At 40.2% G+C, this 15,035-nt stretch carries 17 protein-coding genes; 16 read left to right on the plus strand and 1 reads right to left on the minus strand.

Features of this window, described 5'->3' with window-relative positions:
* Positions 1 to 25: 25 nt before the first annotated feature.
* The 15 genes from WSC_RS0105800 (at position 26) to tsaA (ending at position 13,253) form a co-directional block, all read left to right on the plus strand.
* On the plus strand, positions 26 to 1,240 hold the full coding sequence (locus WSC_RS0105800) for an IscS subfamily cysteine desulfurase (protein WP_016954972.1): 1,215 nt from the start codon (positions 26 to 28) through the stop codon (positions 1,238 to 1,240).
* Positions 1,241 to 1,257: 17 nt separating this feature from the next.
* Positions 1,258 to 1,641: a Fe-S cluster assembly scaffold IscU gene (gene iscU / locus WSC_RS0105805; RefSeq protein WP_016954973.1), complete on the plus strand. Its 384-nt coding sequence runs from the start codon at positions 1,258 to 1,260 to the stop codon at positions 1,639 to 1,641.
* A 21-nt stretch (positions 1,642 to 1,662) separates the two neighbouring features.
* Entirely contained in the window at positions 1,663 to 1,986 is a 324-nt protein-coding gene (iscA, locus tag WSC_RS0105810; protein ID WP_016954974.1) for an iron-sulfur cluster assembly protein IscA, read from the plus strand.
* Between the two features lie 18 nt (positions 1,987 to 2,004).
* Entirely contained in the window at positions 2,005 to 2,523 is a 519-nt protein-coding gene (hscB, locus tag WSC_RS0105815) for a co-chaperone HscB (protein ID WP_016954975.1), read from the plus strand.
* Positions 2,524 to 2,548: 25 nt separating this feature from the next.
* Positions 2,549 to 4,414, plus strand: coding sequence for a Fe-S protein assembly chaperone HscA (gene hscA, locus WSC_RS0105820; RefSeq protein WP_016954976.1), 1,866 nt, complete (start codon positions 2,549 to 2,551; stop codon positions 4,412 to 4,414).
* A 2-nt stretch (positions 4,415 to 4,416) separates the two neighbouring features.
* A complete protein-coding gene (gene fdx / locus WSC_RS0105825; RefSeq protein ID WP_016954977.1) occupies positions 4,417 to 4,755 on the plus strand; it encodes an ISC system 2Fe-2S type ferredoxin in 339 nt (112 codons plus the stop codon).
* Between the two features lie 109 nt (positions 4,756 to 4,864).
* Positions 4,865 to 5,293 carry a nucleoside-diphosphate kinase gene (ndk, locus tag WSC_RS0105830; RefSeq protein WP_016954978.1) on the plus strand — a complete coding sequence of 143 codons (429 nt, stop codon included), beginning with the start codon at positions 4,865 to 4,867 and terminating at the stop codon, positions 5,291 to 5,293.
* Between the two features lie 107 nt (positions 5,294 to 5,400).
* Positions 5,401 to 6,525, plus strand: a complete 1,125-nt coding sequence (gene rlmN, locus WSC_RS0105835) for a dual-specificity RNA methyltransferase RlmN (RefSeq protein WP_016954979.1) — start codon at positions 5,401 to 5,403, stop codon at positions 6,523 to 6,525.
* On the plus strand, positions 6,509 to 7,303 hold the full coding sequence (gene pilW, locus WSC_RS0105840; protein ID WP_016954980.1) for a type IV pilus biogenesis/stability protein PilW: 795 nt from the start codon (positions 6,509 to 6,511) through the stop codon (positions 7,301 to 7,303). Before rlmN ends, pilW begins: the two co-directional genes overlap by 17 nt.
* Complete coding sequence (locus tag WSC_RS0105845; RefSeq protein ID WP_016954981.1) at positions 7,300 to 8,205, plus strand: RodZ domain-containing protein; 906 nt, start codon at positions 7,300 to 7,302, stop codon at positions 8,203 to 8,205. The genes pilW and WSC_RS0105845 overlap by 4 nt, the downstream gene beginning before the upstream one ends.
* Before the next feature lie 2 nt (positions 8,206 to 8,207).
* Positions 8,208 to 9,326 carry a flavodoxin-dependent (E)-4-hydroxy-3-methylbut-2-enyl-diphosphate synthase gene (gene ispG, locus WSC_RS0105850; protein ID WP_016954982.1) on the plus strand — a complete coding sequence of 373 codons (1,119 nt, stop codon included), beginning with the start codon at positions 8,208 to 8,210 and terminating at the stop codon, positions 9,324 to 9,326.
* A gap of 89 nt (positions 9,327 to 9,415) precedes the next feature.
* Positions 9,416 to 10,690: a histidine--tRNA ligase gene (gene hisS, locus WSC_RS0105855; RefSeq protein ID WP_016954983.1), complete on the plus strand. Its 1,275-nt coding sequence runs from the start codon at positions 9,416 to 9,418 to the stop codon at positions 10,688 to 10,690.
* 10 nt (positions 10,691 to 10,700) lie between these two features.
* Complete coding sequence (locus tag WSC_RS0105860) at positions 10,701 to 11,330, plus strand: YfgM family protein (RefSeq protein ID WP_016954984.1); 630 nt, start codon at positions 10,701 to 10,703, stop codon at positions 11,328 to 11,330.
* Entirely contained in the window at positions 11,330 to 12,541 is a 1,212-nt protein-coding gene (bamB, locus tag WSC_RS0105865) for an outer membrane protein assembly factor BamB (protein WP_016954985.1), read from the plus strand. The genes WSC_RS0105860 and bamB overlap by 1 nt, the downstream gene beginning before the upstream one ends.
* A gap of 16 nt (positions 12,542 to 12,557) precedes the next feature.
* Positions 12,558 to 13,253 (plus strand): tRNA (N6-threonylcarbamoyladenosine(37)-N6)-methyltransferase TrmO, encoded by a 696-nt coding sequence (tsaA, locus tag WSC_RS0105870; protein WP_157447201.1) that lies wholly within the window; start codon positions 12,558 to 12,560, stop codon positions 13,251 to 13,253.
* Positions 13,254 to 13,294: 41 nt separating this feature from the next.
* Here tsaA and WSC_RS0105875 read toward each other — a convergent pair whose 3' ends face one another.
* Positions 13,295 to 13,873 carry a hypothetical protein gene (locus WSC_RS0105875; protein ID WP_016954987.1) on the minus strand — a complete coding sequence of 193 codons (579 nt, stop codon included), beginning with the start codon at positions 13,871 to 13,873 and terminating at the stop codon, positions 13,295 to 13,297.
* 104 nt (positions 13,874 to 13,977) lie between these two features.
* Here WSC_RS0105875 and serB point away from each other — a divergent pair, with 104 nt between their 5' ends.
* The gene (serB, locus tag WSC_RS0105880) at positions 13,978 to 15,009 is read left to right on the plus strand and encodes a phosphoserine phosphatase SerB (protein WP_016954988.1); all 1,032 of its coding nucleotides are present in this window, start codon (positions 13,978 to 13,980) and stop codon (positions 15,007 to 15,009) included.
* Positions 15,010 to 15,035 lie beyond the last annotated feature (26 nt).

The following is a 15,035-nucleotide window of genomic DNA, read 5'->3' on the forward strand; positions in this document are numbered from 1 at the left end:
AACAAAGTTTTAAGCGGAGATTTTAATGAAGTTACCTATTTATCTAGATTATTCAGCGACTACACCGGTCGATCCACGTGTTGCAGAAAAAATGATGCAATGCCTAACTATGGATGGATATTTTGGTAACCCTGCATCTCGCTCACACAGATTCGGCTGGCAAGCAGAAGAGTTGGTTGATATTGCGCGCGGTCAAGTCGCAGACTTAGTTAATGCTGATCCTCGTGAAATCGTCTTTACTTCTGGTGCAACTGAATCTAACAACCTAGCGATTAAAGGTGCTGCTAATTTTTACAAGAAAAAAGGTAAGCACATAATTACGGTTAAAACCGAGCACAAAGCTGTGTTAGATACTTGCCGTGAATTAGAACGTCAAGGTTATGAAGTTACTTATTTAGAAGTACAAAAAGACGGTTTAATTGATTTAGACTTATTCAAAAAGAGCTTGCGTGAAGACACTGTGTTAGTGAGCGTAATGCATGTGAATAACGAAATTGGTGTGATTCAAGATATTGAAACCATTGGTGAGTTATGCCGCGCAAACAAAACCGTATTTCATGTAGATGCAGCGCAAAGTGCAGGCAAAGTAGACATTGATTTAACTCAATTGAAAGTTGATTTAATGTCTTTCTCTGCGCATAAAATTTATGGCCCTAAAGGCATTGGTGCTTTGTATGTTCGTCGTAAACCACGTATTCGTTTAGAAGCGCAAACACACGGTGGTGGCCATGAGCGTGGTTTCCGTTCAGGTACACTAGCAACTCACCAAATTGTTGGTATGGGTGAAGCGTTTCGTATTGCTAAAGAAGAGATGGCAAGCGAAAACCAACGCTTATTAGCATTACGTGAAAAGTTATTGGCGGGTGTGCGCGATCTTGAAGAAGTTTATGTCAATGGCTCGTTAGAAAAGCGTGTTTCAGGCAACTTAAATGTAAGTTTCAACTTTGTTGAAGGCGAATCCTTGATTATGGCATTAAAAGATATGGCTGTATCTTCAGGCTCTGCTTGTACATCTGCCAGTTTAGAGCCGTCGTATGTATTGCGTGCGTTAGGTCTAAATGATGAGTTAGCACATAGCTCAATTCGTTTCAGCATTGGTCGTTTTACGACCGAAGAAGAAATTGATTACGTGGTGAGTGTAATCAAAGATGCAATAGACAAATTAAGAGAAATGTCTCCGTTATGGGAGATGTTTAAAGATGGTGTCGACTTAAATAGTGTTGAGTGGGTCCACCACTAAGAAGTGAGGATAGTATTATGGCTTATAGTGATAAAGTAATAGATCATTATGAAAATCCACGTAACGTGGGTGGTTTCGATAAAAATGATCCAAATGTTGCAACTGGTATGGTGGGTGCACCAGCTTGTGGTGACGTAATGAAGTTACAACTTAAAATCTCTGATGCAGGTATTATCGAAGACGCTAAGTTTAAAACTTACGGTTGTGGTTCAGCGATCGCTTCTAGCTCATTGGTAACAGAATGGGTTAAAGGTAAGTCTTTAGATGAAGCTTCGCAAATTAAGAATACTGACATAGCGCAAGAGTTAGCTTTACCGCCAGTTAAAATTCACTGTTCAATTTTAGCTGAAGACGCTATTAAAGCGGCAATTGACGACTATAAAACAAAACACAGTTCGTAAGCGGAATATAGGAGTATACATATGGCCGTAACCATTACAGAAACAGCAGCAGCTCGTGTCAAACACTTTCTCGATAATAGAGGGAAAGGTGTAGGTTTACGTTTAGGCGTAAAAACTTCTGGTTGTTCTGGTATGGCTTATGTACTCGAATTTGTTGACGAGGTGAACGAAGATGACCAAGTGTTCGACCAATATGGTGTAAAGGTTATTGTTGATGCCAAATCTCTATTATACATAGATGGCACAGAGTTAGACTTTACCAAAGAAGGTTTGAACGAAGGTTTTAAGTTCAACAATCCAAATGTATCAGACGAATGTGGTTGCGGAGAAAGTTTCCACGTTTAAAGGCGAATAAGTGAGCTTATGAACTTTTTCGAAATTTTTAACTTCGAGCCAGACTTTAACTTAGACGTCAATTCTCTGTCAGCCCGTTACAAAGATTTGCAACGGGCTTTCCATCCTGATCAGTATGCGAGTGCGAATGAATCGCAGAAGTTGTTAGCGTTGCAAAAAGCAACCGAAATAAATGACGCGTACGCCACTCTTAAATCAACAGTTAGTCGTGCTGAATACTTGCTTAAATTAGTTGGGTTAGATATTAGCCATGAAACAACCACGGTAAAAGACCCTAGCTTTTTAATGCAGCAAATGGAATATCGTGAAAAGCTTGAAGACATTAGTGCGCTATCCGATCCGTATGATGCCATCATCGAATTTGAACAAGAGCTAGAGCAAGAGCAAGCAGAGTTAGAGGCTACTATCGGACGCGAATTGAAGTCTGCCCATTATGAGCAAGCGGCAAATGCAGTGCGTAAACTAAAGTTTATTAAAAAACTGCAAGTTGAGTTAGAGCGTTTAGAAGACGAAGTTAGCGATATTTAACCCACAAAATAAATTTTCTATCACTATGGCATTATTACAAATTTCTGAGCCGGGGCAGTCAGAAGCTCCGCATCAACGAAGATTGGCTGTTGGTATTGATTTGGGTACAACCAATTCATTGGTAGCGACAGTTCGAAGTGGCGAAGCAACAACACTTGCTGACCAACAGGGTAACACCATTCTACCTTCTGTCGTACGATATAGTGCAGAGCAGGTACAGGTAGGCATTGAAGCTTTAGCAAATGCTGAAGCAGATCCTGAAAACACCATTATATCTGCCAAGCGTTTTATGGGGCGTTCGGTTGAAGATGTGGTGAAAACCTATCCTGAATTACCTTACCAATTTGTTGGAGAAGCCAAAGAGCTTGCTCGCATCGCAACAGCAGCCGGTAAAAAATCACCAGTCGAAGTTTCAGCGGATATTTTAGCTGTGCTTAAAACACGTGCAGAGAACAGTCTTGGCGATGAAATTCAAGGTGCTGTGATTACAGTTCCCGCTTATTTTGATGATGCGCAGCGTCAATGTACTAAGGATGCAGCTCGTTTAGCTGGGTTAAAAGTTCTACGTTTACTCAACGAGCCGACTGCTGCAGCAATTGCTTATGGTTTAGATTCTAAACAAGAAGGGCAAATTGCTGTTTATGATTTAGGCGGTGGTACCTTTGATATCTCAATTTTAAAACTTGAAAAAGGCGTGTTTGAGGTTTTATCGACAGGTGGTGATTCCGCACTTGGTGGTGATGATTTTGACCAAGTGATTGTTGATTGGATCAAAGCCTCTGGAAAATTACCAGCACAGCTTTCTTCGAGAATGCGTCGAGTAGTTAAAGAGACAGCTAAAAAAGTTAAAGAGCAGTTGTCTGATGCGAGTTCGGTCGATTATTCTATAAAACTAGATGATCAATCACAAATCCAATTAAGCCTAACTAAAGCAGAGTTTGAATCTTTAGTTGAACCTTTAGTTAAACGCACATTGATTGCATGTCGCCGGGCGTTAAAAGATGCAGGTTTAAAAGCGGAAGATATTAAAGACGTTATACTTGTTGGTGGTTCAACACGTGTGCCATTGGTTCGTAGCCGTGTGGCAGATTATTTTGCTAAAGAGCCATTAAGTTCAATTGACCCAGATCAAGTGGTGGCAATTGGTGCAAGTTTACAAGCGGATATTTTAGTTGGTAATAAACCAGACTCAGATATGGTGTTGCTGGATGTTATTCCGTTATCGCTCGGTTTAGAAACTATGGGCGGTTTATGTGAAAAAATAATTCCGCGTAATACTACAATTCCTGTTGCTAAAGCCCAAGAATTTACTACGTTTAAAGACGGTCAGACGGCTATGGCTGTGCATGTAGTCCAAGGTGAACGTGAACTGGTAAAAGATTGCCGTTCACTGGCTAAATTTGAATTACACGGCATTCCTCCTATGGCGGCAGGTGCTGCTCATATACGTGTGAGCTTTCAAGTTGATGCTGATGGTCTGCTTTCTGTTACTGCGATGGAAAAATCAACTGGTGTGCAATCAAGCATTCAGGTCAAACCAAGTTATGGCTTGGAAGAGAATGAAATATTACAAATGTTGCAAGCATCGGTTGCAAACGCCAAAGATGATGTAAAAGCACGCCAATTAGCTGAACAAGTTGTTGAAGCTCAGCGAATGCTTGAATCTTTAGGTAATGCGATTACTCAAGACAAACATTTATTGAGCGAAGAAGAGTACAACAGCTTAACAGGCGATTTAGCTAAGCTAGCTGAGTTGTGCCAAGGCTCAGATGTTGATGCGATAAAACAACAAATTGAATTAATAGACAATAACAGCCAAGATTTTGCTGCAGCACGAATGGACCAGTCAATTCGTAAAGCACTACAAGGCCATAAAGTAGACGAGATTTAATCATGCCACAAATTATATTTTTACCCCACGACGAGTTATGTCCAGATGGTGCGGTTGTTGAAAGCGAAAACGGCGAATCAGTGTTAGATGCGGCTTTAAGATCTGGCATTGATATCGAGCATGCTTGTGAAAAATCATGTGCTTGCACAACTTGCCATGTAATAGTTCGTGAGGGGTTTGATTCGTTAGCAGAAAGTGATGAACTAGAAGATGATATGTTAGACAAAGCTTGGGGCTTAGAGCCTGAATCTCGCTTAGGATGTCAAGCTTGTGTTAACAATGAGGATCTAGTGATCGAAATTCCTAAATATACCATTAACATGGTCAGCGAAAATCATTGATTTGGCGCAAACTAGGATAAAATTGCTAAAAAATACAGTTATATAACTGTTCTTTCCCATCACAATGTTGTTATGATGAGGGTGTGTTAAACAATATCAGGACGTATACATGGCTATTGAACGCACCCTTTCTATAATCAAACCAAATGCTGTTGTTGATCATAACATTGGCGCAATAATCCACAGACTAGAACAAGCAGGTTTAAAAGTTGTTGCTATGCGTATGGTTAAATTAACCTTAGAGCAAGCACAGGGCTTTTATGCTGAACATGACGGCAAGCCGTTTTTTGAAAAACTGATTAATTTTATGACGTCTGCACCTGTAGTTACACTGGTGTTAGAAGGTGAATCAGCCATCAGCGCATACCGTGAAATTGCCGGCGCAACCGATCCAGCTCAAGCGTTACGAGGGACATTGCGTGCAGATTTTGGCGGCGACAATGTGACCTTTAATGCTGTTCATGGCTCAGATAGTCCAGAAAGTGCTTCTCGAGAGATAGCCTACTTTTTTGCGGATAGTGAAGTTAATAGTTATTAACTGTATGAAGGCCAACTAACTTGGCCATATTCAGTCGCTAGAACACTTTGCAATCGCAAGGGAATGCCGTAAAATTGCCAACCAAATTGAAGTATAGGTAATTTTAGATGTCAGCATCCCCCTCAAAAATAAATCTATTAGACTTATCGCGTCAGCAAATGCGTGAGTTTTTTGCGTCGTTGGGCGAAAAGTCGTTTCGTGCAGATCAGGCAATGAAATGGATTTACCACTATGGCATGGATAATTTTGAGGAGATGAATAACTTCAGTAAAGCTTTGCGCGCAAAGTTATCTGAGTTATGTGTGGTTGAAGGGCCTGAAATAGCTGTTAAACAACAAAGTAGTGACGGCACCATTAAATACGCAATGAAATTGCGTGGTGGTCAGGAAGTTGAAACCGTTTGGATCCCAGATGGTGAGCGTGCAACTTTATGTGTATCTAGCCAAGTAGGCTGTGCACTTGAATGTACGTTTTGTTCAACTGCGCAGCAAGGTTTTAATCGCAACTTATCTGTTAGTGAAATTATTGGTCAAGTTTGGCGTGTTGCTAAAGATATAGGCCCAGTAAAAGTAACCAACAAAAGACCTATTACTAACATAGTTATGATGGGCATGGGTGAACCATTACTCAATATGACTAACTTAGTGCCAGCACTTGAATTAATGATGGACGATTTAGCATTCGGTTTATCTAAACGTCGAGTAACAGTTAGTACATCTGGTGTTGTCCCTGCGCTGGATAAATTAAAAGAAAAAGTTGATGTGGCTTTGGCTATCTCATTACATGCGCCTAATGACCAACTGAGAGATGAAATTGTACCTATCAATAAAAAGTACAATATCGAAACCTTTTTAGCTGCATCACGTCGTTATATCGATGGCTCTAAAGCCAACGAAAAAGTAACGGTTGAATACGTGATGTTAGATCACATCAATGACAGTATGGATCAAGCGCACGAGTTGGCCAAAACCTTAAAAGGTACACCGTCAAAAATAAACCTAATTCCATTTAACCCTTTCCCTGGTAGCCCGTATGGACGCTCTAGTAACTCTCGTATTGACAGATTTGCAAAAGTACTAACAGAATATGGTTTTACTACCGTTGTACGTCGCACGCGTGGTGATGACATAGATGCAGCTTGTGGCCAGTTGGTTGGTGATGTTGTTGACCGTACCAAACGTATGCTGAAAAAAAGGGAAAAAGGCGAAAACTTGAATGTTAAGATTGTTTAATCCATTAGCGGCTATCACAATTTCATTCATATTAGCTGCTTGTGTAAGTCAAAAGACTTATGTTGGTAGTGATAAGCCTGTTGTTGAAAAACAATCAACGCCAGTGGAAGCTGCGAAAAACCGAATTGCTTTAGGTTTAACCTATTTGCAAAAAGGTAATGCAGCTCAAGCAAAATATAATTTAGACAAGGCGTTAGAGTTTGCGCCTAAACTACCTGAAGCTCATTATTCATTGGCTTATTATTATCAAACTGTTGGTGAGATAGATAAAGCTGATGCAGCATACAAAAAAGTAATTTCGTTGAACAAAAAAAATGGCGATGCATTAAATAATTATGGTGCCTTTTTATGCCAGCAAGGGCATTATGCGCTAGCAAAAGATTATTTTTTACAAGCGGTTGAAATTGACAGCTATATTCGCGTTGCCCAAACATACGAGAATTTGGGTTTATGTTTGTATGATTCAGGTCAAGCAGAATACTATGGACAAGTTGAAAAGTATTTAACCAGCGCGCTTGGTTACAATGCTAAACTGGTAAAATCTCTCACTACTTTGGTTGAACTACACAAAAATAGTGGTGATATTGCTAAAGCATATCGTTATGTCCAGCGGTTAGATTTAGTCCAACAAAACAATCCGAGTGTTATCTATAGTGCCTATCAACTGGCCGAACAGGTGGGTGACAAGCGTGCAGCCAGCGTGTATGCCCGGCGTCTATTTGTCGATTTCCCACAAAGTTCCGAAACTCAACAATTAAGGCAAGCGTTGACTCAATGACAGAATTGACAGAACAACAAGAGAGTGCAGAGCCACAACCAACTGAAACGGTTGGAATTGTATTGCAAGCAGCTCGAATTAAACTAGGTTTGTCGGAGCAGGATGTCGCAGGCAGCTTAAATCTTAAAGTGACGGTTATTCAAGGTATCGAAAACGACGACTTTACTTTGATCCCTGTACCAACTTATATCAAAGGTTATTTGCGTGCCTACGCCAAGTTATTGTCACTTGATGAAAACCAAATAATTGCTTTGTATTACCAACAGCAGCCAGTTGAATATAAACCAGAAAACAAGTTAAAAAGCTTTTCGAAAAAAACCAGTCAACAAGCCCATGATAGTCGCTTAATGCTAGTGACTTACGGCATTATTTTGGTGTTAGTTGCACTTATTGTGGTTTGGTGGGTACAACGTGAAGCTGTTGTTGATGATTCTGCTGGTATCTTACCTACTTCTTCAGCTGCGAATCAAACCTTGCCAACAACAATTAGTGAGCAACAAGGGCCGATTCAAGCGCAAGCCGAAGTTGTCGCAGAGCCTGCTATATTGGCAGAGCCGGCCGCCGAAGATTTAAATCAAGGTGATTCAGATTTGAATGAATCCATTGTTGAAGCCGCACCTGCCGTTGAAGAAAACCTATTAACTGAAGCAGAAGTTCATAATTTGCAAATGACTTTTACTGGCGACTGCTGGATAAATGTTGTTGACTCAAATGGCGAAAGAGTAGCTTATGGGGTGAAAGAGCAAGGGCGTATTATTTATTTAAATGCCGCACCACCATATGAAATTACCTTAGGTGCGCCAGAAGTAGTTGATATAGTATTCGAAGACGAATCTATCGACATGAATCAATTTAAAAAAGGCATGGTAGCTCGTTTTAGTTTACCGTTAGGGCTTGAATAATTATGTTTAGTGAAACACCGATAAAACGCAAACAAACTAAAAAAATCTGGGTTGGTAAAGTGCCAATTGGTGGTGATGCACCAATAGCTGTGCAAACTATGACGAATACCTTAACCACGGATGTTGATGCAACTGTTGCGCAAATCAAACGCATTCAGGATGCAGGTGCAGATTTAGTTCGTGTATCTGTACCAACTATGGATGCAGCAGAAGCATTTAAATTAATCAAACAGCGAGTTGATATTCCGATTGTTGCAGATATTCATTTTGATTATCGCATCGCATTAAAAGTAGCTGAATACGGCGTTGATTGTTTGCGTATCAATCCAGGGAATATTGGTAATGAACAACGTATTCGTGCTGTGGTTGATTGTGCGCGCGACAAAAATATTCCAATTCGCATTGGTGTAAACGGTGGTTCACTCGAAAAAGACATTCAAGAAAAATACAAAGAACCAACAGCAGAAGCTTTATTAGAATCAGCAATGCGCCACGTAGATATTTTAGATAGGCTTAACTTTGACCAATTTAAAGTCAGTGTTAAAGCATCTGATGTATTTTTAGCGGTTGATTCATATCGTTTATTATCAAAACAAATCGACAACCCATTACATCTAGGTATCACAGAAGCGGGTGGTGCACGTACAGGTGCGGTTAAATCTTCAATTGGCCTAGGTATATTGTTAAACGAAGGCATAGGTGACACTTTGCGTATTTCGTTAGCAGCAGATCCAGTAGAAGAAGTTAAAGTTGGTTTTGATATCTTAAAATCACTTCGTATTCGCTCGCGCGGTATCAACTTTATTGCTTGCCCAAGCTGTTCTCGTCAAGAATTTGATGTAATTTCTACGGTTAATGCGCTAGAAGAGCGCCTAGAAGACATCACCACTCCTATGACAGTTTCTGTAATCGGTTGTGTGGTAAATGGCCCTGGTGAGGCGCTGGTTTCTCACGTTGGTTTGGCTGGTGCACAAAATAAAAGTGGTTTTTATTTAGACGGCGAACGACAAAAAGAGCGTATCGACAATAGCAATATTGTTGATACCTTAGAAAAACACATTCGGGCAAAAGCTAATAAATTAGACGATAGCAAACGTATTGAAATTCATTCAGTTGAATAACCACTTGTACCTTTGCCGTTAACTTTTCTATAATTCGCGGTTTGGCTAACACAAGCCGCGATTAAAACGATTTATCACAGGATTTCATAGTGTCAAAAAATATCCAAGCCATTCGAGGTATGAACGATTGTTTGCCGGAGCAAACACCAGTTTGGCAGAAAGTAGAAAATGTCTTACGTAATGTTGTTAGCCGTTATGGTTATAGCGAAATTCGTATGCCGATTGTTGAAATGACAGAGTTATTCAAACGCTCAATTGGTGAAGTGACAGACATAGTTGAAAAAGAAATGTACACTTTTGAAGACAGAAATGGCGACAGTTTAACTTTACGTCCTGAAGGTACAGCTAGCTGTGTTAGAGCTGGTAACGAACATGGTTTATTGTACAACCAAATTCAGCGCTTATGGTATATGGGGCCTATGTTCCGCCATGAACGTCCACAAAAAGGTCGTTATCGCCAATTTCACCAATTTGGTGTTGAAACCTTTGGTATGAACGGACCTGATATTGATGCTGAAGTGATTGCTATGACAGCACGTTTTTGGCGTGAGTTTGGCCTTGCTGACAAAGTGAAACTTGAGCTCAATTCTTTAGGTTCTAACGAAGAAAGAGCAAATTATCGCGATGCGTTAGTGAACTTTTTGCAACAACATGAATCAATTTTGGATGAAGATTGCAAACGCCGCATGGTAACCAACCCATTGCGTGTGTTAGACACTAAAAATCAAGAAATTCAGGCAGTACTAAAAGATGCACCTGTGTTAAATGATTATTTTGGTGAAGAATCTAAAGCACACTTTAAAGGTTTATGTGCCCGTTTAGACGCATTCGGTATCGAATACACTATCAATCCTAGACTGGTTCGTGGCCTAGATTATTACAATCACACTGTATTTGAGTGGGTAACGGATAGTTTAGGTGCGCAAGGTACTGTGTGTGCGGGTGGCCGTTACGATGGTTTAGTTGAGCAGCTTGGTGGCAAAGCAACACCAGCCGTTGGTTTTGCTATGGGGTTAGAGCGTTTAGTGTTAATGCTTGAAACTTTAGGTTTAGACAAAGATGTACGCAAAGCTGTTGATGTATTTGTGGTTATGTTAGGAGAACAAGCTGAATTGCAAGCACCAGCTGTAATTGAGCAGTTACGTGATAGCTTGCCAGATACCAGAATTCAATTAAACTGTGGCGGTGGCAACTTTAAGAAACAGTTTAAAAAAGCGGATAAAAGTGGGGCTGATGTCGCACTTGTATTCGGTGAACAAGAAATTATCGAAAATAAAGTGACAATCAAACCACTTCGCAGCAGTGAAGAACAAACAACAATAGAACAAGCGCAGCTTGTCGATTATTTAAATAAAGCGCTATAAGAGGTTATTAATGGATATTTATTCAACTGAAGAACAACAAGAAGAAGCGATTAAAAAGTTTTTATCAAAATATGCTAATGCGCTTATTGGTGGTTTTGTTGCTGGCTTAGTGGGTATCTATGGTTACAACTGGTATCAAGATAAAACAATCGCAGACCAAGAAGCTATGTCGCAAAAGTTTGCCAAAATTGAACAAGACAATACTTTAGTTAAAGCTGAAGCTGAATCTTTTATTAAAGAAAATGGTGATTCTGGTTTTGCTGTATTGGCTGCATTTAAATTGGCTAAATCTTTTGTTGAAGAAAAGCAATTTGAAAAAGCAGCAGAGCAACTTAAGTGGGTTGTTGCTAATAGTAAAGATCAAGCTGTTGTTGATTTAGCAACTTTGCGTTTAGCGCGTGTACAGGTTGCTTTAGGTCAATCTGAACAAGCGTATAAAGCGTTAACAGCCTCAAAAACTGAAGCTTTCACCGCACAATTTGCTGAGCTAAAAGGCGATATTGATTTCCAAGCGGGTCGTATCGAACAAGCGCGTGAGCAATATCAACTTGCTGCGGATAATGATGGTTTAACCGGTAATCCTGGCCTTAAAATGAAGTTGGATAATTTAGCTACTGATAATGGTACGGTTGCATTGTAATGATCAATACTAAAGCCTTAGCTAAGGCCGTAGTGCTAATGTCCTTATTGGCGGGTTGCGCTTCTAACGACGAAAACCCAGATACTCAACCAGCACCACGCCCTGAAATTAATAATCAGATTTCAGTTAAAAAGGTTTGGAATAATAGTGTCGGCGATGGTGTTGAAGGTTATTACTCCAGATTAAAACCAGCATCAGGTTACGGAAAATTATTTGTTGCAGACCGCCGAGGGGAAGTTGTTGCTTTTGATGCCAAAAGCGGTGATGAAGTTTGGCAAATTGATGTGCGTAAACCTGACGGTAGTTGGTTAAACTGGTTTGGTATTAATTCTACACCTGCAGTTCGAATTTCTGGCATGGTCGCCTCGTATGAACATTTATACGTAGGCACAGAAAACGGCCAAATTATTGCGCTTGATGAAAAAACGGGCGAAGAAAAATGGCGTGCCGAAGTTGAAGGTGAGGTGTTAGCTCCTGCTATAGCTGAAGATGGTAAAGTTATAGTTAATCTAGGCTCAGGCAAAACTGCGGCAATTGATGCTCAAGATGGAGAGGTGCTGTGGACCTCTATTTCAGATGTCCCTTCGTTAACCTTGCGCGGCGTTTCATCTCCAGCATACACCCAAGGCGGTGTTTTTGTTGGTAGTGCCGGCGGAAAAATCATTACTTACAATGCCAAAAACGGTCAGTTAGCATGGGATTTACCTATTGCTAAAGCTCAAGGGGCAACCGAACTTGCGCGTATTGTAGATATTGACGCAACTCCAATTATTTCTGGGTTTAACCTATACGCGCTGTCTGCTGGTGGCTCTTTAAGCATGGTAGATATTCGAAATGCGCGTTTAGCCTGGAAGCGTGAATATCGTGGTTATCAAAATATGTATTTAGATGCTGGTTCACTGATTATCAGTGATGATCACAGTGTAATTTACGCAATTGATAGTCGCAACGGTGTAGAAAAATGGGCCAACACTAAACTTAGAAATCGTCGTGTTACAGCCGCAGCTGTGTTAGATGGATATGTGATTGTTGGTGATTTCGAAGGGTATGTTTATTTATTGGATGTTAATTCCGGTGAGATAAAATATTCAACACAACTTAGCTCACAAGCGTTATTAGCACAAGCTGAGATTGTTGATGACATCGCATACATACAAACGCGTGAAGGCAAAGTTTATGCGCTACGCATAAAACAAGATGCAGCCCAATAGCGCTACAACATGGCCAATGCAAATCATTGGTCATGTCTCTTCTCCTTATAAAGAAAAGTTTTCGATTCCCCGTCAACCTAACTTAGTTCAGCACGCTAAAGGTTACATAGAGTTTTTACCCGATTTCAGTGATATAGATATGCTCTGTGGTATTGAGGCGTATAGCCATTTATGGTTGGTGTTTATTTTTCATCAAACAGCCGAGCAAGGTTGGAAAGCAAAAGTACGTCCACAGCGTTTAGGCGGTAATAAAAAAATGGGGGTATTAGCAACACGTTCTACCTTTAGGCCCAATCCAATTGGTTTATCTTGTGTTGCTTTTGATAAAGTCGAAAAACTTAAAAACGGCAAAGTACGCTTACATATTGAAGGACTAGACCTAGTTGACGGCACGCCTATTGTCGATATTAAGCCTTATGTACCTTATGCGGATGTTATCTCACAAGCTACTAGTGCCTTTGCTGCAGAAGCACCAGTAAGTAAGATGAACGTAGAGTTTGCCGAAGCATTAACCGACAAACTAGTCATCTGTGAACAGAAATATAGCAATTTTAAACAGTTTGTCATCCAAGTTTTAGCTCAAGATCCTCGACCAGTCTATAAACAAGGTAAAGCTGATAACAAAATGTATGGGGTTAAATTGGTTTATTGGAACCTGCAGTTTAAGATTGAAGGCGACAAATGCATGGTATATTCAATAGAGGATATTTAGACGGAGCTTCAGACAATAAGTCAGTTGAAGTTTTAAATTGTTTAATCACTTTTCTGCATCGCACTTTTATAAAAGGTTCGGCTTACAAACAACCCCGCCGCCGCAATCAAAAAGAATACTAAACGGCTATTTGAACTATTTGATAAAACAATCTGATCATGCGCTTGCTGCATCTGGCTTAAATTAATTGAAGCACGTAAGTAACCAAGGATCTTGTGTTGTTGTTTGAGCTCTATCACAATTGGAATAAGCTTAATACCATCAACGTCTAATACACCAGATTGCATTAAAATATCATCGTTGGACTGATCAAATATTACACGCCCTTGCATGTCGTGCACACTAATATTGTGTAGCCAGGCTGGTTTTTGTGTAAAATTTAAAATTTGATTGGCACTGTCGGCTAAATTATCTAAATCAAGTTGGGCTACAAAGGTAGTCGCCAATGCATAGCCTGTTTGATAATGAATTTCGCGCATATGCGCTCTTTGTTCTAGCTGGTGTTGCACCCACACAGCCGAAGCAATAACAATCAACGCAGCACCTAGAATAGCTTGAATAAATTTACGTGCCACCCAGCGTTTGGGGCTGGTAGTTTCTACCGCATAATCTCTAGACACCAAATATCACTCGTTAACTAGTTTCTGTATATAGCCATAGGTTATATGAATCCAACCGAATATTCAGTACAATTAGCGATAAAATTTTTAAATAGAGTATAAGCGTGGAAAACTTTCAAACTTTTGCAGTGCCTGCTGCAAACATAGTGTTAAATCAAGCTTTGATCGAATCATTAAACATAGCTGCCAACCAACAAGTGCTTATTAACAAAAACGCACTAGATCAATATCAGGTACAAGATTACGCAGGTCACCAAAATAAAGCAGAGTTAATCGCTTTTGCCAATGAGATAAGCGCGCAACAAGTAACAACTATTAGTCAGATAATTTCTGACCAGACAGTTTCTGATGCACTGCGGGTTATTTCGTTGCGGGATAGCGAGCAAGGTATAGGTTTAGCATGGCCTTTAACGGCTGCTCTTAGCGACGAACAGACGAATCAACTGGTCGAATTGGCTACACAAACTAACATCGAAATTTGGTCAGCAGCGGTACGCCCACAAATCCAACAACCAGGTTTAGTGTTGATGGATATGGACTCAACCACAATAAAAATTGAATGCATTGACGAAATTGCAAAGTTAGCGGGTGTCGGTGAGGAAGTTGCGAAAGTAACCGAGCTAGCGATGCAGGGCAAACTCGATTTTGCCGAAAGTTTACGTGGTCGTGTTGCGACGTTAAAAAATTGTCCGGTAGAAGTATTAGATACAGTAGCGAATAACTTACCACTGATGCATGGCTTATTGCGTTTAATTAAGGTGTTAAAACAAAATGATTGGAAAGTTGCAATTGCTTCAGGTGGTTTCACCTATTTTGCCGATAAACTTAAAAATGATTTAGGTTTAGATGCGGCAGTTGCCAATACGCTCAAAATAGCAGATGGTGTTTTATTAGGTGAGGTTGAAGGCCGAATTGTCGATGCACAAGTCAAAGCTGAAACTTTATTGTTGTTGGCTGAACAATTTTCTATCCCACATCAACAAACAATTGCTATGGGTGATGGTGCCAATGACTTAACTATGATGGCCGCAGCGGCGCTCGGTATTGCGTTTGAAGCTAAACCTATAGTTCAACAAAAAGCAGATGTTGCGATTAATAATCATGGTTTAGACGCACTTTTGTACTTAATTAGTTAAAAAAACTTTAATAATTCAAGCCGCTT

The sequence above is a fragment of the Catenovulum agarivorans YM01 genome, from assembly GCF_000281085.1.
GTDB lineage: Bacteria > Pseudomonadota > Gammaproteobacteria > Enterobacterales > Alteromonadaceae > Catenovulum > Catenovulum agarivorans.

Excerpts from the sequence above, each read along its gene's own strand:
- WSC_RS0105860 (WP_016954984.1), top strand. The coding sequence starts at position 10,701 with ATGGATATTTATTCAACTGAAGAACAACAAGAAGAAGCGATTAAAAAG.
- hscB (WP_016954975.1), top strand. The coding sequence starts at position 2,005 with ATGAACTTTTTCGAAATTTTTAACTTCGAGCCAGACTTTAACTTAGAC.
- tsaA (WP_157447201.1), top strand. The coding sequence starts at position 12,558 with ATGCAAATCATTGGTCATGTCTCTTCTCCTTATAAAGAAAAGTTTTCG.
- bamB (WP_016954985.1), top strand. The coding sequence starts at position 11,330 with ATGATCAATACTAAAGCCTTAGCTAAGGCCGTAGTGCTAATGTCCTTA.
- rlmN (WP_016954979.1), top strand. The coding sequence starts at position 5,401 with ATGTCAGCATCCCCCTCAAAAATAAATCTATTAGACTTATCGCGTCAG.
- iscA (WP_016954974.1), top strand. The coding sequence starts at position 1,663 with ATGGCCGTAACCATTACAGAAACAGCAGCAGCTCGTGTCAAACACTTT.
- WSC_RS0105845 (WP_016954981.1), top strand. The coding sequence starts at position 7,300 with ATGACAGAATTGACAGAACAACAAGAGAGTGCAGAGCCACAACCAACT.
- fdx (WP_016954977.1), top strand. The coding sequence starts at position 4,417 with ATGCCACAAATTATATTTTTACCCCACGACGAGTTATGTCCAGATGGT.
- ispG (WP_016954982.1), top strand. The coding sequence starts at position 8,208 with ATGTTTAGTGAAACACCGATAAAACGCAAACAAACTAAAAAAATCTGG.
- hscA (WP_016954976.1), top strand. The coding sequence starts at position 2,549 with ATGGCATTATTACAAATTTCTGAGCCGGGGCAGTCAGAAGCTCCGCAT.
- iscU (WP_016954973.1), top strand. The coding sequence starts at position 1,258 with ATGGCTTATAGTGATAAAGTAATAGATCATTATGAAAATCCACGTAAC.
- pilW (WP_016954980.1), top strand. The coding sequence starts at position 6,509 with ATGTTAAGATTGTTTAATCCATTAGCGGCTATCACAATTTCATTCATA.
- ndk (WP_016954978.1), top strand. The coding sequence starts at position 4,865 with ATGGCTATTGAACGCACCCTTTCTATAATCAAACCAAATGCTGTTGTT.
- WSC_RS0105800 (WP_016954972.1), top strand. The coding sequence starts at position 26 with ATGAAGTTACCTATTTATCTAGATTATTCAGCGACTACACCGGTCGAT.